Genomic DNA, 17,398 nt, shown 5'->3' with positions numbered 1-17,398 from the left:
TTTAAAATGAAGGAAATATGCGGGGTACTAAAATAAAGCTTCGAATAAAGTGAGGTACTTTTAGTGAAAACAAACCAACAACCAAAAGCAGTAATTGTCATATTCGGTGCAACGGGAGATTTAGCAAAACGAAAACTCTATCCGTCCATTCACCGTTTATATAAAAATGGACAAATCGGAGAAGAGTTTGCAGTTGTAGGAGTCGGAAGAAGACCTTGGTCCAATGAGGATCTTCGCCAAACCGTCAAAACATCTATTTCCTCAGCTGCTGATAAACATTTAGATGATTTCACGTCTCACTTCTATTACCACCCGTTTGACGTGACAAACCCTGGTTCTTATCAAGAGCTTAACGTACTGCTCAACCAGCTGGAAGATACATATCAAATCCCGAACAACAGAATGTTCTACTTGGCAATGGCCCCAGAATTCTTTGGGACAATTGCAAAGACATTAAAATCAGAAGGTGTTACAGCAACTACAGGCTGGTCCCGCCTTGTCATTGAAAAGCCGTTCGGCCATGACTTGCCAAGCGCGCAAGCATTAAATCAAGAAATTCGCGAAGCATTTACAGAAGATCAAATTTACAGAATCGATCACTATTTAGGAAAACAAATGGTGCAGAATATTGAGGTCATTCGATTTGCCAATGCGATTTTCGAACCGCTATGGACAAACCGCTACATCTCAAATATCCAAATCACATCAAGCGAATCACTTGGTGTTGAAGACCGCGCTAGATATTACGAAAAATCAGGCGCCCTTCGCGACATGGTCCAAAACCATATTATGCAAATGGTTGCGCTTCTCGCAATGGAGCCGCCGATTAAACTGAACACAGAAGAAATCCGCAGCGAAAAAGTGAAGGTGCTGAGAGCCCTCCGCCCTATTGCAAAAGACGAAGTGGATGAGTATTTTGTGCGCGGACAATATCAAGCCGGTGAAATTGACGGTCTGCCAGTCCCTGCTTATACAGATGAGGATAACGTCGCTCCTGACTCAAATACAGAAACCTTTGTTTCTGGAAAGCTTCTGATCGACAACTTCAGATGGGCTGGTGTTCCATTCTACATCCGTACCGGAAAACGAATGAAAGAAAAGTCCACAAAAATTGTCGTTCAATTTAAGGACATTCCGATGAACCTGTACTACGGCAATGAAAACAACATGAATCCGAACTTACTCGTCATTCATATTCAGCCCGACGAAGGCATTACACTTTACTTAAACGCTAAAAAACTCGGTGGAGCAGCACACGCGCAGCCAATCAAACTGGATTACTGCAGCAATTGCAATGACGAGCTGAACACTCCTGAAGCATATGAAAAATTGATTCACGACTGTCTTCTCGGCGATGCGACGAACTTCGCACACTGGGATGAAGTTGCCCTTTCTTGGAACTTTGTCGATTCCATTTCTGAAACATGGGCAGCCAACAAAACCCTATCGCCAAACTATGAATCAGGTTCTATGGGTCCAAAAGAATCAGATGATCTTTTGGCGAAAGACGGCTTGCATTGGTGGAATATATAAAGAAAAAGGCTGAAAGTGCTTGTAAAGCATTTTCAGCCTTTTATTTATGTATCAAGCTTTCTGCCTCTAAGCGGCTCAAAAAGTCGATTGATTCTCTCTCTGTCGTAATCTAATATCCAGCTGTTATATGTTTCATACATATCCCGTATTGTTTCAGCTGCAGCAGCTAAAATATCGCAGCCTCGATCATCATAAAGATGAAAAATGGTTCTCTTTTTTATATTGATAAAGTAAATTTTTTGAGAAATGCTTGGTTTTATCCCCATATCTTGATTACATATTGCTCTCAGCAATGGGATATATCTTATATCACCGGTTTTGCATCTAAGAAAAAATCTATGCGTTTTATCATCATAATCATCAGAACAAGTATAAGGAACAGCAATGTGCTGCAGTTTTTTCAACACAGCTTTTTCTCGAATGTACCGTGAGAAAGTATTCAATTTGCTCTTATATCCCCTTCTCCCTTCAAAAGCAACAGCATCGGCTATAACAAATATATCATCATCTTCGGCATGTAGAGACTTAAATAAAGTGACAGCTCTCTTATATGCGTTATCTAAATAAGGGCTGTGCAGATAGGCATCTTTCACATTATACCCTACACCTATTTCAAACCGGATTCCGATCTGCCAGTTATAAAACAAAGGAGGTGTAAGTTGTAAACCAGGAAAATTTTCAAGTAGATACTCATTTACAGGCAAAACATACATCCTTTCGTCGGCACTCTATTTCAAAAAAATCCCGCAGCTGTCGGCTGCGGGATTTCCACATCATTATTTCATCCATTCAGTATGGAAGACACCGTCTTTGTCTGTGCGCTCATAAGTATGGGCGCCGAAGTAGTCACGCTGCGCTTGGATTAAGTTTGCAGGCAGCACGGCTGTGCGATAGCTGTCATAATAAGCTAGTGCGCTTGAGAATGAAGGTACCGGCACGCCTTGGGCAACTGCAAGTGAAATCACTTGGCGAAGCGCTCCTTGATAGCTTTCTGCAATGTTCTTGAAGTGGCTGTCAAGCAGCAGGTTATCAAGCTCAGGATCGCGGTCGTAAGCTTCTTTGATTTTCTGCAGGAATGCCGCACGGATGATGCAGCCGCCGCGGAAGATCATAGCGATTTCACCGTAATTGAGATCCCAGTTGTATTCTTCAGAAGCTGCTTTCATTTGGGCAAATCCTTGGGCGTAAGAACAGATTTTGCTCATGAACAGCGCTTTTCTGACTGCTTCGATCAGCTCTTCTTTATTTTCTGTAACAGGCTTCACTTCAGGCCCTGAAAGAAGGCCGCTTGCTTTCACACGCTCATCCTTCATCGCTGAAATAAAACGTGCGAATACAGATTCAGTGATGATCGGAAGCGGAACACCTAAGTCAAGTGCACTTTGGCTTGTCCATTTTCCTGTTCCTTTTTGACCCGCTTTATCAAGAATTACATCAACAAGCGGTTTACCTGTTTCTTCATCTTTTTTCGTGAAGATATCAGCAGTAATCTCGATCAGATAGCTGTCTAGCTCGCCTTTATTCCATTCAGCAAATACTTCATGAAGCTCATCAGCTGAAAGACCGAGTACCTGCTTCAGGATGAAATAAGATTCAGAGATCAGCTGCATATCCCCGTATTCAATGCCGTTGTGAACCATTTTTACATAATGGCCGGCACCGTCCGGACCGATATATGTCGTACACGCTTCACCGTCAACTTTTGCAGAAATTGCTTCAAGAATTGGCTTCACAAGTTCATGAGCTTCTTTTTGTCCGCCAGGCATGATAGAAGGCCCTTTAAGCGCTCCTTCTTCTCCGCCTGAAACGCCTGTGCCGATAAAATGAATGCCGCTTTCAGCAAGCTCTTTGTTTCGGCGCTGTGTATCTTTATAATATGTATTTCCGCCGTCAATTAAAATATCGTCCTTCTCTAAGTGAGGAAGAAGAGATTGAATTGTCGCATCTGTAGCAGTTCCCGCTTTAACCATTAACAAAATTTTGCGCGGTGTTTCCAAGGATTGAACAAATTCTTCAATGCTGTAGGTGCCAACAACGTTTTTGCCTTTAGCCTCTTGCAAAAATTCCTCGGTTTTGCTGCTTGATCTGTTGTAAACAGAAACAGAAAATCCTCGGCTTTCAATATTTAAAGCCAGATTTTTACCCATTACCGCAAGTCCGATAACTCCGATTTGTTGTTTTGACATATTCTAACGTCCCTTCTGCAAACGTTTAACCATTTTAAAATTTACATTAAAATAAAATGATATTTATACTATTGAAATTACCATACTTCACCCCCTTATTTCAAGACATTCAGCTTTTCTTTTCCTCTTGAAAAAAATCTTTATTAAAGCTTGTCCCGCTTGTTTTGCTCTCGTCTTTTTTAACCCTTGCACCTTTTCTGATCAGCTTGGAGCCGTACTTTTCATTCAGTTTTTCCATCATCTGCTGAATCGGTTCATCCTTCGCATCCTCTGTAAAACTGAACAAATTGAGCTGCTTATAGGCCTGCTCTTTTTCTACCAAATCCGTTCCGGTAATGCCGAGCAGCCTGATGGGGTTTTTGTTCCAATGCTTAAAGAAGAGATGTTCTGCTTCATTATATATCTCGTTTTTTTGATCTATCGGATTCTTCAGTGTGATGCTTCTCGTTATGGTTTTCCAGTCCGCATATCTGATCATAATAAACAGCTTTGAAGCCATTACCTCTTTACGCTGCAAACGGTCGCTAACTGATGCGGACAGTTTGCGAAAAACAGCTAACAGCTCATCTTCATCGGCAGAATCATGAGAAAGTGTGGATGAATTGCCTACGCTTTTAAATTCATAAATACGTTCCGGATCAACAGGGGCATGGTGAATGCCGTTCGCTTTATTTTTTAGACGGGGCCCGTTGATGCCAAGCAGCCGTTTCAGCGCGTGTTCGTCAGCGGCCGCTAAATCTCCAATCGTATCAATACTGAGCCCGTTCAGTTTTTCCGCCGTCTTTTTGCCTACGCCATGCATTTCTCCAACTGGGAGAGGCCAAAGGATATCAGACACTTCTCTTTTTCTCAGGATGGTGATCCCAAGCGGTTTTTTCATATCGGATGCCATTTTGGCGAGAAATTTATTAGGGGCAATTCCGATGCTTGACGGAAGCAGCAGCTCTTTCTGCAGTCTGCTTTGTATTTCTTTTGCCGTCTCATAGGCATTGCGGCTGTATGGTGTATCCGTCATATCCATATAGCCTTCGTCGATGGATACAGGCTCCACCAGATCTGTATATTCACGAAGGATGCTAAACATCGCTCTTGAAGAGCTTCTGTAGCGGTCAAAGTTCGGCGGAAGGACGATGAGCTCAGGACAGTTGCGCTTTGCTTCCCAAACCGGCATGGTTGTTTTCACACCGTGCGCCCTTGCTTCGTAGCTGCATGTGACGACGATGCCTTTGCGTTCTTTGACGTTTCCGGCAACTGCAACTGGCTTTCCTCTGAGAGACGGGTCATATGCCATTTCCACCGATGCATAGAAACTGTTCATATCAATATGGAAAATAATTCGGCCCTTCCCCGGCATAAACATATCTCCTTTCCGTTCATTAGACAACGGCTTGTACATATAGTAAAATGAAGGTATTGAATGGATGTGATTACAATGTTTGTGGAATCGATAAATGACGTTTTATTCTTAGTCGATTTTTTCACAATTATTCTTCCGGCTCTGACCGCCATCGGGATTGCTTTTCTCTTGCGAGAGTGCCGTGCCGGCGAGCAGTGGAAATCAAAACGAACAGATGAGCATCAGACGGTCTTTCGAATAAACCGAACAGACTTTCTTATTATTATATATCATCGCATTACAACTTGGATACGTAAAGTCTTCCGCATGAATTCACCTGTGAATGATGATGAAGACGTCAGTTCCCTTCTTTTATAAACCGCATTTATAAAAAGGAGGAGAACAAATTGTTAAAAACATATCAGAAACTTTTGGCTTTAGGGGCCTTTTTGATCGTATTATGCTCGGGCAACGCAGCTTTTGCTGCAACAAATCAGGTGGGAGGCCTCAGTAACGTCGGTTTTTTCCACGACTATTTAATTGAGCCGTTTTCCTCGCTGCTGAAAGGCGTTGCCGGACTGTTTCACGGAGAATACGGGTTGTCTATCATACTTGTAACCGTTATTGTGCGCGTTGTGGTACTGCCTTTGTTTGTCAATCAGTTTAAAAAACAGCGTGTGTTCCAAGAGAAAATGGCAGTCATTAAACCGCAAGTAGACAGCATTCAAGCCAAAATCAAAAAGACAAAGGACCCGGAAAAACAGAAAGAAATTCAAATGGAAATGATGAAGCTGTATCAGGAGCATAATATCAACCCGCTTGCGATGGGCTGTCTTCCAATGCTGATTCAGTCTCCGATTATGATTGGGCTTTATTACGCGATTCGCTCAACACCTGAAATTGCGTCACACTCGTTTCTATGGTTCAGTTTAGGGCAATCTGATATTCTCATGTCCCTTAGTGCAGGGATTATGTATTTTGTCCAAGCTTATGTCGCTCAAAAGCTGAGCGCGAAATATTCCGCTGTCCCGCAAAATCCGGCAGCGCAGCAATCTGCAAAGCTAATGGTGTTTCTCTTCCCTGTGATGATGACGATTTTCTCGCTTAATGTACCTGCGGCCCTTCCGCTGTACTGGTTCACCAGCGGCCTGTTCTTGACAGTGCAAAACGTCGTACTTCAGATGACACACCATAAACATAAAAAAACAGCCGCTCTTACAGAGCCGGTGAAATAAAAAAACAACTCCGACTTTTGTTCGGAGTTGTTTTTTTATTTCCATCACGTTTTAGAACCTGCATTCGTTTAAAAAGAAGAAAATCGGGAATACCTTTAATCACATCCAAATGAAAGGAGCTGGTGTCGTGACGGAACAGTCTCAACAAAAAAATATTTCTGTGCCTGAGGGAATTTGGATCATGAAACAAACATGGAATGATGTCTTATTTGCTCATTGGCCGGTTAATTACTCTACCCTTCGCGCTAAGATTCCGCCGATATTGGACATAGATACATATAACGGACAAGCTTGGGTCAGCATGCTTCCCTTTATGCTCACAAACCTTCGCGCGCGTTTTCTCCCTCCTATTCCCGGAGCCCAGTCCTTTCCAGAGCTTAACCTGCGCACTTATGTCACCTATAAAGGCAAGCCGGGCATTTATTTCTTCAGCTTAGATGCTGATCATTGGCTGGCAGTTCAAGGTGCACGGTCTTTCTTTCATTTGCCTTATTTTTACGCCGATATGAAAGCCGAAAAAAATGGGGATGATATGGAATATAAAAGCAAACGAAGAGACGCCGGAAAAGCAGAATTCGGCGCCACGTACCGGCCGCTCTCTGCGCCTTTTACAGCGCAAGAGGATTCGCTTGATTACTGGCTGACGGAGCGCTACAGACTCTACACCGCCCATCGTGACAAGCTCTATTATGAGGACATTCACCATCACCCTTGGCTTCTTCAAAGAGCTGAGGCCCAGTTTTCAATCAATACAGTGACTGATGCTCACGAAATCACTTTACCAGACTCAGAACCGCTGCTTCATTATGCCGAAAAACAAGACGTGTTATTTTGGCCGCTTCGACAATGGCGCTGACTGTCATAAAAAAACCCGAATGCCAGATCCGCACTCGGGTTTTCTTCATTATTTTGCTGCTTCTTCAATAATGGCAACAACCATTTCTGCTGTTTTCACCAGCTCTTCAATCGGCATTTTTTCGTTCTTCGTATGAATCTGCTCATACCCGACTGCAAGATTGACCGTTGGGATGCCATGGCCTGCGATTACGTTTGCGTCGCTTCCGCCGCCGCTCGTTTGCAGCTCGCTTGTGCGTCCGATTTTTGCAGCCGCTTTTTTCGCGATTTCAACGACCTGGTCGCCATCTTGATATTTAAACCCTGGATACATGACTTCGATTTCAACTTCTGCACGTCCGCCCATATCAGCTGCCGCCTCTTCAAAAGCTGCTTTCATTTTTTGAACCTGCGCTTCCATTTTTTCAGGAACTAAAGAACGGGCTTCAGCGAGAATATGAACTTCGTCGCACACAATGTTCGTTTGTGTGCCGCCTTCAAACCGGCCGATGTTTGCTGTTGTTTCTTCATCGATGCGGCCCAATGGCATTTTTGAAATCGCCTTGCTTGCGATTGTAATCGCTGATATACCTTTTTCTGGTTCAACTCCGGCGTGTGCGGTTTTACCGTAAATCGCCGCTCTTACCTTCGCCTGAGTCGGTGCCGCAACAATGATATTGCCGACTTTTCCGTCTGAATCAAGAGCATAACCGTAGGATGCTGTCATCATGGAACGGTCAAGCGCCTTTGCCCCGATAAGACCTGATTCTTCACCTACAGTGATGATGAATTCAATCGTGCCGTGCTCAATATTTTCTTCTTTGAGCACTTTAATTGCTTCAAACATGGCAGCCAAACCGGCTTTGTCATCGGCGCCTAAAATCGTTGTCCCGTCTGTTTTGACATATCCGTCCTCAACAACCGGTTTTACGCCGTTTCCGGGTACGACTGTGTCCATATGAGATGTAAAATAAATTGTATCTGTCTTTTTCGTCCCTTTTAATGTGCAGATCAGGTTGCCGGCTCCGTGGCCAGTGATATCCATTGTATCGTCTTCTTTTACGTCTACACCTAAATCAGAAAATTTTTGTTTCAGCACTTTGCAGATTTCAGCCTCGTGCTTCGTTTCTGAATCGATTTGAACAAGCTCTAAAAATTCTTCCAGCAGGCGTTTTTCATTCACCATTTGTAAGTCCCTCCATGTTAAAGCGGTATGTTACCGTGCTTTTTTTTCGGTCTCTCTTCTGTCTTATGTGCAAGCATGTGAAAAGCTTGGATGAGTTTTTTCCTTGATTCTTCCGGCAAAATGATGTCATCGACCATTCCGCATGCCGCCGCTTTGTAAGGGCTGGCGTTTTGTTTTTTGTATTCAGCTGTTTTTTCGCGTTTTGTTTTTTGCGGGTCAGCTGACGCTTCAATATCCTTATGATACAAAATAGATGCCGCACCTTCAGCACCCATCACTGCGATTTCGGCATTTGGCCAAGCAAACACGAGATCCGCTCCGATGGATTTGCTGTTCATGGCGACATACGACCCGCCATACGCTTTTCTGATAATGAGCGTTACTTTGGGGACCGTCGCTTCTGCATAAGCAAACAGCAATTTGGCTCCGTGTCTGATAATGCCGTTATGCTCCTGCTGAATGCCGGGCAAAAACCCCGGAACATCTTCGACAGTTAACAGCGGGATGTCAAAGGCGTCACAAAACCGGATAAATCTCGCTGCTTTATCAGCCGCGTCAATCGTCAGGCTTCCTGCTAAATGTTTCGGCTGGTTTGCCACAATTCCGATCGTTTTTTGGCCAAGCTTTGCAAATCCGATGACTATATTTTTCGCAAAATACGGCTGAATCTCAAAAAAAGACTGCGGATCAGCCAATTCCTGAATCACCGCCCGAACATCATACGGCTTTGTGCTGTCAGCCGGCACGAGGCGGTTTATTAACGAGCTGGAGGCCTCATCCGCAGATGAAGGTAGTGATATCTGTTTGTCGAGCGGCAAATAAGACAGCAGCTTCTTCACTCCTGACAGAACCTCCTCTTCCGTTTTTCCGGAAAAGTGGGCATTTCCGCTGACGGCATTATGTATTCCCGCTCCTCCTAAGCTCTCCGCATCAACCTGTTCTCCTGTTACTTTTTCAATGACCTTCGGACCGGTAATAAACATTCGGCCCGTCTGTTCTGCCATAAAGATAAAATCAGTAAGTGCCGGAGAGTACACAGCGCCTCCAGCGCACGGCCCTAATATAACCGAGATTTGCGGAATGACTCCGGAATATAAGACGTTTCGGTAAAATATGTGACCGTATCCATCTAATGATACCACACCCTCTTGAATTCTCGCACCACCTGAGTCGTTCAGCCCGATAATCGGTGCTTTATTTTTTGCTGCAAGATCCAACAGAGAGGTGATTTTTTTCGCATGGGTTTCGCCAAGCGCCCCGCCGAATACGGTAAAATCCTGCGCAAACACATATACAGAGCGGCCGTCAATCGTCCCATAGCCCGTCACGACTCCATCTCCCAAGATACGCTGCTCTCTTGTTAAGCTTCGGCTCTCCATGAAGGGATATAATTCGATAAAACTATCCTCATCCAGGAGATAGGCGATCCTTTCCCGCGCTGTGAGCTTTCCCTTTTTCCGCTGTTCAGCCTGCTTTGCATGTCCTCCGCCTTCTTCCGCCTGCCTGCGCCTGTTGTATAGATGACCGATATGTTCATTCATGTTCAATGTCTTGATCTCCTTTCGGTTCACAGAGCTCTACAAGCACGCCATTTGTTTCCCGCGGAGAAATAAACGCGATCTGTTTCCCGTTTGCTCCCTGTCTCGGCTGCCTGTTTATTACATCAATTTGCCGGTTTGATAATGCTTGAAGCTGATCTGTTAAGCCGCTGCATAAAAACGCAACATGGTGCAGCCCCTCTCCTTTTTTATCTAAAAATGTACGGACAGGGCTGTCAGGCGTTAACGGCTCGATCAGCTCCAAATAAATACCTCCCGCTTGGAACAGAGCAATGATCACCTTTTGCTCTTCAACCGTTTCTTGATGAAGAAACGTTAATCCCAATACATCTTCATAAAAAGTTCTGGCTTTTTTTATGGAATAAACGGCAATCCCAATATGGTCAAGTCCGGTCATTTTCATCCCTGCTTTCCGGCAATAGATATCGCTTGTCCGCCCATACAAAACACGTTAAAATATAATCAGATTGTCTAAGGAGTGAAACCATGTCTCAAAAACTGATGAAAAGCGTTTTAATCGTGATTTTGGGAGTTTTTATTCTTTCAACAGTACTCTCAGGAATCGTTATGTTTTTATAATGATAAAAAAGCAGGCGGCCTTATTGAACGGGAACATCCTGCTTTTTTATCAGGGCTTTATGCTCAATGGCAATCTCCTCAAAAGACCGGGAGTCTTTCGTGATCAGCACTCTCGTCCCCACCGGAATCTCTTGAAACAGATGGACAACTTCATCGTTATGCATACGTATACAGCCGTTAGATACAAATTGACCGATAGATTCTTCCCGGTTTGTCCCGTGAATACCGTAGATCCGGCCGTCTGTCCCTCTCGCATCAAACCCAATCCATCTTGCCCCAAGCGGATTCTCAGAAGCTCCGCCTTCAATATTTTTCTTTCTGTAATAAGGATTCGCCGCTTTTACTGTAATCGAAAATTCTCCCTCGGGCGTCAAATCATCCGACTTTCCGGTTGCCACACGATAAACGCCTTCAATTTTGTTGTCGATGATGACAGCAAGCTTATTTGTTTTCTTGTTGACGATGACATACGGGTCACCCGGAAGCGGATTTTCGCCAAGAGGCCATATCGGAGAAATAATCATCAATATTGAACATAAGAAAAAACGCATAAGCTCCTCCTTTTCCATTAGGTTGACCAATGTAGGATGAGCTCATGCGAGTTAAGTGAGCGATTTTTCTTGTTTGATTCCTTTGAAATAACTTTTTATCACTAAATATTGCTCCATTTCCCCAAGAAGATGAAAGAGTGCGGCTCTCGCTTCAAATTCTTCTCTTGTCGCAGGAAGCGGCATCTCTTCGAATTCTTTTCTCATGTCAGCAAGTCTTTTCAAAAATTTGTAGGCTGTATTCCCCGGGTGAATTGCTTCCCGCAGATCGCGAAGAAATTCAGCAATCATTTTTCCCTGATCCACCGTAATGGAGATGGATGTCACTTTAGGAAGAAGGCGCTCGAAGATTTCAAATTGTTTTTCTCTCATTTTAAAATAATGATAGTGCTGATTTTCGTGGCGCAGTATGTGGTTTTGTACATCTCGGTACGCCAGGTTTTTGGCTTCAGTGATTAACTGGTGTGTTTCCGGAATTTCTTTTCCTGTCCAATCTTGCTCACCAGTTAACAAATACCGTTCAATTTCTGCGAAAATGACAGCAAAATTATCCTCTATCTTTTTTCGATAGGCGATCAGCTTCCGGTCAAGGCTCGGCATATACAGATTCATTAAAAGAGCGACGCCGATTCCGACTGTAATTAACTGGACTTCATTCCAGATGAATTGGGGCGTAATGCCGCCGGACATATACAGATGAAGGATAATAACAGAGCTGGTGACGATGCCTTCGTTGATTTTTAATACAACTGTTGTCGGGATGAAAATCAGCAAAAGCAATCCAATGACAAACGGATGATAACCAATCAGTTCGAAAAAGAGATAGGAAAAGAGAATGGCCAGACAGCATGCTGCAAATCGGGCCCATGACGCTTGAAGCGACCGTTTTTGTGTGATTTGTATGCACAAAATGGTGATGATTCCTGCTGATGCGAAGTTTTGCAAATGCAATAGCTGGCTTATATAAATAGCCAGAGCTGTTCCAAGTGCTGTCTTTATTGTGCGGTAACCAATTTTAAACATGTCGGACTCCATTCTATTCGTTTCTTCAACAAAAAAGAAGAAGCACAAGCCTTCTCCTTTTTCCCTATATTCTATAATATTTTTTCTAAAAAGTCCTGCGCTCTTTTGGATTTTGGCGAAAGAAAAAATTCTTTCGGATTGCCGTCCTCGACAATCATCCCTTCATCCATAAATAACACGCGGTCGGCCACTTCTTTTGCAAAGCCCATTTCGTGTGTAACGATTACCATGGTCATACCGGTTTCAACCAGTTCTTTCATGACCTGGAGCACTTCTTTGACCATTTCAGGGTCAAGCGCTGACGTCGGCTCGTCGAACAGCATGATTTCAGGATTCATTGCCAAAGCACGGGCGATGGCGACACGCTGCTTTTGTCCGCCTGATAAACGGTTTGGATAGTCATTTCGCTTTTCAAACAATCCGACTTTACGCAGCAGCTCTTCGGCTTTTCCCTGTGCAGTCTGCTTTGATTCTTTTTTGACATTTACAGGTGCGTACATGATATTTTCGAGAACCGTTTTGTGCGGAAAAAGATGAAAATGCTGAAATACCATTCCGATGTTTTCCCGTACCTTTAATGTATTGGTTTTCGGCTGCGTAATCTCTTTGTCTTTAATTGTGATGGTTCCGCCGTTAGGTTTCTCCAAAAGATTCAAACAGCGAAGAAATGTTGATTTGCCTGAGCCGGAAGGGCCGATGACGGCAACAACCTCACCTTCAGCGATGTTTGTTGAAATGTTATTTAATACTTCATGTTTCCCAAATGATTTTGACAGCTTTTCAACCTTAATCATTGGATTTCAGCTTCCTTTCTACAGCCTTGCCGATAAACGTTAAAATAAGGACAAGCACATAATAAATCAATCCGGCGATAATCAGCGGCTCAAGGTAATTGTAAGTGGCGGCGCCAGCTTGATACGCGCGTCTCATGACATCGCCAAGCCCGATGACGGTGACGATCGCCGATTCTTTTGTTAACGTAATTAATTCATTTACAATGGCAGGTGATATATTTTTGAAGGCCTGCGGCAAAAGCAGATCCTTCATCATTTTGCCGTACGGAACACCCAGTGCGACAGCAGCCTCTTTTTGCCCTTTATCAATTGCGTTGATTCCCGCTCTGATAATTTCCGATACATAAGCAGCGGAATTCAGTGACAATGCGACAACCGCCGCCCAAAACTGGTCAATTTGAAAGCCGAGCAGCTGCGGGAGCCCGAAATAAACAATCATCAGCTGCAGCACTAAAGGCGTGCCGCGAAATACTGATGTGTAAAAATCAGCAATCCAGATCAGCGGGCGGAATGTGCTGATCTTGCATAAGCTTAGCACAATCCCTAATATAAGTCCGATAATAGCAGATACAACAACAATTTTTAATGTGATTGCTAAGCCTTCTAATATAAAAGGAATTTGGGGAATCGTTGCTGAAAAATCCAAATTCATAGCCTTTGTCTCCTTTTCTTACAGGAAAAAAGATTTCCTATTCAATAAAAAGGCTCAACGAAAAAGTTGAGCCGCTTTTTTTACTTCTCTCCAGTGAACCATTTTTTCCTCAATTTATCGAGCTCTCCGTTATCTTGCATTTCTTTGAGCGCTTTATTGAATTTGTCCGTCAGCTCACTGTCTTTTCTGAAAGCAATCGCAGAACCGGCTTCTTCCGCTTTCGCATCAGGAATCACGAAGCCCTGCAGGTCATCATTTGATTTGAAATACCCTTCTGCCACCATGTCTTCAATAATCGCGGCGTCAAAGCGGTCAGATTTGATTTCCTGCACCAAATCAGAAATTCTGTTGCGGTCTTCTGTTTTAAAATCATATTCCGGAGAAAGCTCTTTCCCCTTCTCTTCCTGAATGGAGCCAAGCTGAACGCCGACTGTTTTTCCTTTCAGATCTTTTAAAGACTTAATGCCGCTGTCTTTTTTGCTGACAATCATATGATTCGCTGTGTAATATACATCGGAGAAATCAACTTGTTTTTTACGGTCAGGCGTCGGTGTCATTCCTGACAAAACCAAATCCACTTGTTTTGATTTCAGTGCTGTAATTAAGCTGTTAAAGTCCATATCCTGCACTTCAATTTCGTAGCCGGTTTTCTTCGCAAGGGCCTTTGCCAAATCTACATCAAAACCGACAATGTTATCGCCATCTTTATATTCAAACGGTTTGTAATCCGCCGAAGTTCCCATAACTAATTTTTTCTTGCCGCTTTCTGAACCTGAACTGCTTGAGCCGCAAGCAGATAATGCAAAGGTGATGCACGCAGCTATCAGTAATAAGAGCCATTTTTTCATGATCCATTTCCCCCATATTCATTACTTTTATCACATTTGAATATTTATTCGTTAATTTGTATTTTAAACACTTTCTTATTTTTATGCAATACTATTTTTAAAAATTATCTCGAAGCTTATTTTTCCAGCAATCTCATTTCATATTACTAGATAAAAAGGACATCTTCTGTAGCGTAGCCATTGAATAAACTCTAATATTTATTCATTATCACTTGGAATTTTATGCACAAAAAAACCCCGTGCCGCTCGGGCATCCGGGGTTTTATTATCTTATACTTCTTCGCAATATTCTTCGAAGGCTTCCTGCAGTTTTGAGACAACTCCCATCGGATCATGGCCTTCAATTTCATGACGCTCCACCATTTTCATGATTTTTCCGTCTTTTAAAATAGCAAATGACGGAGAAGATGGCGGATATCCTTCGAAATATTCGCGCGCTCTTGCCGTCGCTTCTTTATCCTGCCCCGCAAACACAGTCACGAGCTGGTCAGGTCTTTTGTCATAATGAACGGAATGGTATGCAGCCGGTCTTGCGATCCCGCCCGCGCATCCGCAGACAGAGTTGACCATGACAAGCGTCGTTCCTTTTTTCGTAAGTGCCTCGTCCACCTCTTCAGCTGTTTTCAGCTCGGTATATCCGGCAGCCGTAATTTCTTGTCTCGCTTGGCGGACAACATCATTCATAAATAAATTAAAGTCCATGTTCAATGAAGACCTCTCCTTTTTCATCATCTGTTCTTATGATAGCAAGGAAACCGCCTTATCGGCAAATGTCACCGCTTATATCGGAGGATTTTTTGCTTTCCGTTTACTGCTTACAAGTAAAGGGAATTATATAATCAGATGTATAAATAAAGGAGCAGTTTTGTATGAGCCACAGGAAAGCTTTACTTATTCATAACGGAAACGCCGGCAACAAAAATATAGAAAAAGCATTAGGAGCTGTTGTGCCGGTTTTATCACAATCGTTAGATGAGGTGATCATTAAACAGACAAAGAAAAAAGACGATGCCTATCATTTTTGCCGTTCGATAGATGATTCTGTCGAGACTGTCTTTATTCTCGGCGGCGACGGTACAGTCCATCAATGCATCAATGGCATCAGTACTTTAGAAAGAAGGCCAGCTGTCGGTATTTTGCCCGGCGGAACGTGCAATGACTTTTCAAGAGTGCTGGACATTCCTCAAAATCTTGCAAAGGCAGCCGAAGCACTCGTGTCAGGAAAAAAATCCAAGGTTGATGTATGCCAGATGAACGATCGTTATTTTTTGAATTTCTGGGGGATCGGCCTGATCGCAGAAACATCGAATCAAATCAACGAAACGGAAAAAGCGCTATTAGGAAAAATCAGCTATTTTACAAGCGCGTTACGGACCGTTTCATCTGCTGAATCCTTTCCTATTTCATTGACAATCGATGGGCAAGAGATAAAAGATGAAGCCGTTATGCTGCTTGTCATGAACGGACAATACATCGGAACGAATCGAATTCCCCTGCCGGATGCCAGTATATGTGACGGATTACTTGATATCCTCATTTGCCGCAGCACCAATCTCTCCGCTTTGCGCGAGCTGATGAATATGGAACAGGGCACAATAGAGCGATTCACCGGAGAGCTGTCCTATGTTCAGGCCTCTCGCGTCGAAATTGAAACGGATACCGTTAAAAAGGCTGATACAGATGGAGAAGTTTATACACATACACCGGCTGTGATTCAAGTCCTTCCGCAGCACATTGACATGCTTATTCCCCGCAATGAATAACTGTCCGCTGGTCAAGACGTTTATAAAGTGCGAACAGCTTTCATAGAAAGAAATCCGTTGACTCTCCCCTAAGAGGAGGTCTTACAGTATAAGGGATACACTTTCGTAAAAAGGGGAAGTCACATGAAGAAACAGAACATCACATTAGCTATATTATTAACTAATTTATTCATTGCCTTTTTAGGGATCGGGCTTGTGATTCCGGTAACGCCCGCGATTATGAATGAATTGCATTTATCCGGTACCGCGGTCGGCTATATGGTTGCATGCTTCGCTGTTACGCAGCTTATTGTGTCCCCAATCGCCGGACGCTGGGTTGACCGCTTCGGACGCAAAATTATGATCGTGATTGGCCTGTTGTTTTTTAGTGTTTCAGAGTTTTTATTCGGCATCGGAAAAACAGTTGACATTTTATTTATATCCCGTATGCTTGGCGGTATCAGTGCTGCTTTCATTATGCCCGGGGTCACGGCTTTTATCGCCGATATCACTACTGTTAAAACACGTCCGAAAGCGCTCGGCTATATGTCAGCCGCTATTTCAACAGGTTTTATTATCGGTCCCGGCATAGGCGGATTTTTAGCGGAAATCCATTCCCGTCTGCCTTTCTTCTTTGCTGCAGCCTTTGCGTTAATAGCAGCCATTTTATCGATGCTGACGCTTCGGGAACCGGAGCGAAATCCTGAGAATGAGAAAATAGAGGGCCAAAAGACAGGATTCAAGCGGATTTTTGCACCTATGTATTTCATTGCTTTTCTCATCATTTTAATATCGTCTTTTGGATTGGCATCGTTTGAATCTTTATTTGCGTTATTCGTTGATCATAAATTCGGATTTACGGCCAGTGACATTGCCATTTTAATAACTGGGGGAGCAATTGTCGGAGCCATCACGCAAGTCGTCTTATTCGACCGCTTCACAAGGTGGTTTGGGGAAATCCGTTTAATCCGCTACAGCTTAATTCTCTCAACTAGTCTTGTGTTTTTGCTGACCATCGTAAATTCATATGCTGCGATTTTATTAGTTACCTTCACCGTATTTGTCGGATTCGATCTTATGCGGCCGGCCGTAACAACCTATCTGTCAAAGATTGCGGGAAATGAACAGGGGTTTGCCGGCGGGATGAACTCAATGTTTACGAGTATCGGCAATGTGTTCGGCCCCATTATCGGGGGAATGCTATTCGATATTGACTTAAACTATCCATTCTATTTTGCAACAGCAGCTTTAGCCATAGGCATTGCGCTTACCATTGCCTGGAAAGCCCCTGCCCATATAAAAGCCAGCATGTAAAAGAAGCGTATTCTTTGTGTACTGCAAAG

Annotated in this window: 19 protein-coding genes; 7 read left to right on the top strand and 12 right to left on the bottom strand. The window is 43.5% G+C overall.

The genetic code is table 11. The annotated features are described in order from the left end of the window. Positions 1 to 63 precede the first annotated feature (63 nt). Positions 64 to 1,533 carry a glucose-6-phosphate dehydrogenase gene (gene zwf, locus M1D69_RS08915; protein ID WP_458103974.1) on the top strand — a complete coding sequence of 490 codons (1,470 nt, stop codon included), beginning with the start codon at positions 64 to 66 and terminating at the stop codon, positions 1,531 to 1,533. A gap of 44 nt (positions 1,534 to 1,577) precedes the next feature. On the opposite strand, the gene M1D69_RS08910 is transcribed toward zwf, so the two are convergent. The 3 genes from M1D69_RS08910 to M1D69_RS08900 form a co-directional block, all read right to left on the bottom strand. After that, a complete protein-coding gene (locus M1D69_RS08910; RefSeq protein WP_458103975.1) occupies positions 1,578 to 2,246 on the bottom strand; it encodes a DUF3885 domain-containing protein in 669 nt (222 codons plus the stop codon). Positions 2,247 to 2,309: 63 nt separating this feature from the next. After that, positions 2,310 to 3,719 (bottom strand): NADP-dependent phosphogluconate dehydrogenase, encoded by a 1,410-nt coding sequence (gndA, locus tag M1D69_RS08905; RefSeq protein WP_044154734.1) that lies wholly within the window; start codon positions 3,717 to 3,719, stop codon positions 2,310 to 2,312. Between the two features lie 109 nt (positions 3,720 to 3,828). Next, positions 3,829 to 5,073 (bottom strand): DNA polymerase IV, encoded by a 1,245-nt coding sequence (locus tag M1D69_RS08900; protein WP_458103976.1) that lies wholly within the window; start codon positions 5,071 to 5,073, stop codon positions 3,829 to 3,831. 72 nt (positions 5,074 to 5,145) lie between these two features. Between M1D69_RS08900 and mifM the strand changes: the two genes are divergently transcribed. The 3 genes from mifM (at position 5,146) to M1D69_RS08885 (ending at position 7,146) form a co-directional block, all read left to right on the top strand. Further along, the gene (mifM, locus tag M1D69_RS08895) at positions 5,146 to 5,433 is read left to right on the top strand and encodes a membrane protein insertion/folding monitor MifM (protein WP_081638334.1); all 288 of its coding nucleotides are present in this window, start codon (positions 5,146 to 5,148) and stop codon (positions 5,431 to 5,433) included. 29 nt (positions 5,434 to 5,462) lie between these two features. Next, complete coding sequence (locus tag M1D69_RS08890) at positions 5,463 to 6,290, top strand: membrane protein insertase YidC (protein ID WP_458103977.1); 828 nt, start codon at positions 5,463 to 5,465, stop codon at positions 6,288 to 6,290. Between the two features lie 127 nt (positions 6,291 to 6,417). Further along, positions 6,418 to 7,146 (top strand): YqjF family protein, encoded by a 729-nt coding sequence (locus M1D69_RS08885; protein WP_458103978.1) that lies wholly within the window; start codon positions 6,418 to 6,420, stop codon positions 7,144 to 7,146. A gap of 48 nt (positions 7,147 to 7,194) precedes the next feature. Here the strand turns inward: M1D69_RS08885 and M1D69_RS08880 are convergent, their stop codons facing one another. From M1D69_RS08880 to mce, 3 genes are read right to left on the bottom strand one after another with little or no spacing between them, the layout of a single operon-like run. Further along, complete coding sequence (locus M1D69_RS08880; RefSeq protein WP_044154721.1) at positions 7,195 to 8,310, bottom strand: tripeptidase T; 1,116 nt, start codon at positions 8,308 to 8,310, stop codon at positions 7,195 to 7,197. A gap of 17 nt (positions 8,311 to 8,327) precedes the next feature. Further along, positions 8,328 to 9,851 (bottom strand): acyl-CoA carboxylase subunit beta, encoded by a 1,524-nt coding sequence (locus tag M1D69_RS08875; protein WP_458106177.1) that lies wholly within the window; start codon positions 9,849 to 9,851, stop codon positions 8,328 to 8,330. Beyond that, positions 9,844 to 10,266 (bottom strand): methylmalonyl-CoA epimerase, encoded by a 423-nt coding sequence (gene mce, locus M1D69_RS08870; protein WP_458103979.1) that lies wholly within the window; start codon positions 10,264 to 10,266, stop codon positions 9,844 to 9,846. The genes M1D69_RS08875 and mce overlap by 8 nt, the downstream gene beginning before the upstream one ends. A gap of 89 nt (positions 10,267 to 10,355) precedes the next feature. Between mce and prli42 the strand changes: the two genes are divergently transcribed. After that, entirely contained in the window at positions 10,356 to 10,448 is a 93-nt protein-coding gene (gene prli42, locus M1D69_RS08865) for a stressosome-associated protein Prli42 (protein WP_003226489.1), read from the top strand. A 20-nt stretch (positions 10,449 to 10,468) separates the two neighbouring features. Here prli42 and M1D69_RS08860 read toward each other — a convergent pair whose 3' ends face one another. The 6 genes from M1D69_RS08860 to brxB form a co-directional block, all read right to left on the bottom strand. Continuing rightward, positions 10,469 to 10,999 (bottom strand): L,D-transpeptidase, encoded by a 531-nt coding sequence (locus M1D69_RS08860; RefSeq protein WP_458103980.1) that lies wholly within the window; start codon positions 10,997 to 10,999, stop codon positions 10,469 to 10,471. A gap of 51 nt (positions 11,000 to 11,050) precedes the next feature. After that, a complete protein-coding gene (locus M1D69_RS08855) occupies positions 11,051 to 12,019 on the bottom strand; it encodes an aromatic acid exporter family protein (protein WP_326050960.1) in 969 nt (322 codons plus the stop codon). A 71-nt stretch (positions 12,020 to 12,090) separates the two neighbouring features. After that, on the bottom strand, positions 12,091 to 12,813 hold the full coding sequence (artR, locus tag M1D69_RS08850) for an arginine ABC transporter ATP-binding protein ArtR (protein WP_458103981.1): 723 nt from the start codon (positions 12,811 to 12,813) through the stop codon (positions 12,091 to 12,093). Beyond that, a complete protein-coding gene (artQ, locus tag M1D69_RS08845) occupies positions 12,806 to 13,465 on the bottom strand; it encodes an arginine ABC transporter permease ArtQ (protein WP_014664528.1) in 660 nt (219 codons plus the stop codon). The genes artR and artQ overlap by 8 nt, the downstream gene beginning before the upstream one ends. An 80-nt stretch (positions 13,466 to 13,545) precedes the next feature. Then, complete coding sequence (gene artP, locus M1D69_RS08840; protein WP_458103982.1) at positions 13,546 to 14,313, bottom strand: arginine ABC transporter substrate-binding protein ArtP; 768 nt, start codon at positions 14,311 to 14,313, stop codon at positions 13,546 to 13,548. A gap of 270 nt (positions 14,314 to 14,583) precedes the next feature. After that, positions 14,584 to 15,021 (bottom strand): bacilliredoxin BrxB, encoded by a 438-nt coding sequence (brxB, locus tag M1D69_RS08835; protein ID WP_458103983.1) that lies wholly within the window; start codon positions 15,019 to 15,021, stop codon positions 14,584 to 14,586. Positions 15,022 to 15,182: 161 nt separating this feature from the next. On the opposite strand from brxB, the gene M1D69_RS08830 reads away from it, so the two are divergent. Beyond that, entirely contained in the window at positions 15,183 to 16,076 is an 894-nt protein-coding gene (locus M1D69_RS08830) for a YegS/Rv2252/BmrU family lipid kinase (RefSeq protein ID WP_458103984.1), read from the top strand. 123 nt (positions 16,077 to 16,199) lie between these two features. Next, positions 16,200 to 17,369 (top strand): multidrug efflux MFS transporter Bmr, encoded by a 1,170-nt coding sequence (bmr, locus tag M1D69_RS08825; RefSeq protein WP_105955615.1) that lies wholly within the window; start codon positions 16,200 to 16,202, stop codon positions 17,367 to 17,369. The last annotated feature ends 29 nt before the right edge of the window (positions 17,370 to 17,398 follow it).

The sequence above is a fragment of the Bacillus sp. PK3-037 genome (assembly GCF_054161355.1).
Note: the sequence above shows the minus strand (reverse complement) of the source record. Positions and strands in the feature narration are given on the sequence as shown.

Excerpts from the sequence above, each read along its gene's own strand:
- M1D69_RS08910 (WP_458103975.1), bottom strand. The coding sequence starts at position 2,246 with ATGTATGTTTTGCCTGTAAATGAGTATCTACTTGAAAATTTTCCTGGT.
- artQ (WP_014664528.1), bottom strand. The coding sequence starts at position 13,465 with ATGAATTTGGATTTTTCAGCAACGATTCCCCAAATTCCTTTTATATTA.
- M1D69_RS08900 (WP_458103976.1), bottom strand. The coding sequence starts at position 5,073 with ATGCCGGGGAAGGGCCGAATTATTTTCCATATTGATATGAACAGTTTC.
- mce (WP_458103979.1), bottom strand. The coding sequence starts at position 10,266 with ATGACCGGACTTGACCATATTGGGATTGCCGTTTATTCCATAAAAAAA.
- M1D69_RS08855 (WP_326050960.1), bottom strand. The coding sequence starts at position 12,019 with ATGTTTAAAATTGGTTACCGCACAATAAAGACAGCACTTGGAACAGCT.
- artR (WP_458103981.1), bottom strand. The coding sequence starts at position 12,813 with ATGATTAAGGTTGAAAAGCTGTCAAAATCATTTGGGAAACATGAAGTA.
- M1D69_RS08830 (WP_458103984.1), top strand. The coding sequence starts at position 15,183 with ATGAGCCACAGGAAAGCTTTACTTATTCATAACGGAAACGCCGGCAAC.
- M1D69_RS08880 (WP_044154721.1), bottom strand. The coding sequence starts at position 8,310 with ATGGTGAATGAAAAACGCCTGCTGGAAGAATTTTTAGAGCTTGTTCAA.
- prli42 (WP_003226489.1), top strand. The coding sequence starts at position 10,356 with ATGTCTCAAAAACTGATGAAAAGCGTTTTAATCGTGATTTTGGGAGTT.
- bmr (WP_105955615.1), top strand. The coding sequence starts at position 16,200 with ATGAAGAAACAGAACATCACATTAGCTATATTATTAACTAATTTATTC.
- gndA (WP_044154734.1), bottom strand. The coding sequence starts at position 3,719 with ATGTCAAAACAACAAATCGGAGTTATCGGACTTGCGGTAATGGGTAAA.
- M1D69_RS08875 (WP_458106177.1), bottom strand. The coding sequence starts at position 9,851 with ATGAATGAACATATCGGTCATCTATACAACAGGCGCAGGCAGGCGGAA.
- artP (WP_458103982.1), bottom strand. The coding sequence starts at position 14,313 with ATGAAAAAATGGCTCTTATTACTGATAGCTGCGTGCATCACCTTTGCA.
- M1D69_RS08860 (WP_458103980.1), bottom strand. The coding sequence starts at position 10,999 with ATGCGTTTTTTCTTATGTTCAATATTGATGATTATTTCTCCGATATGG.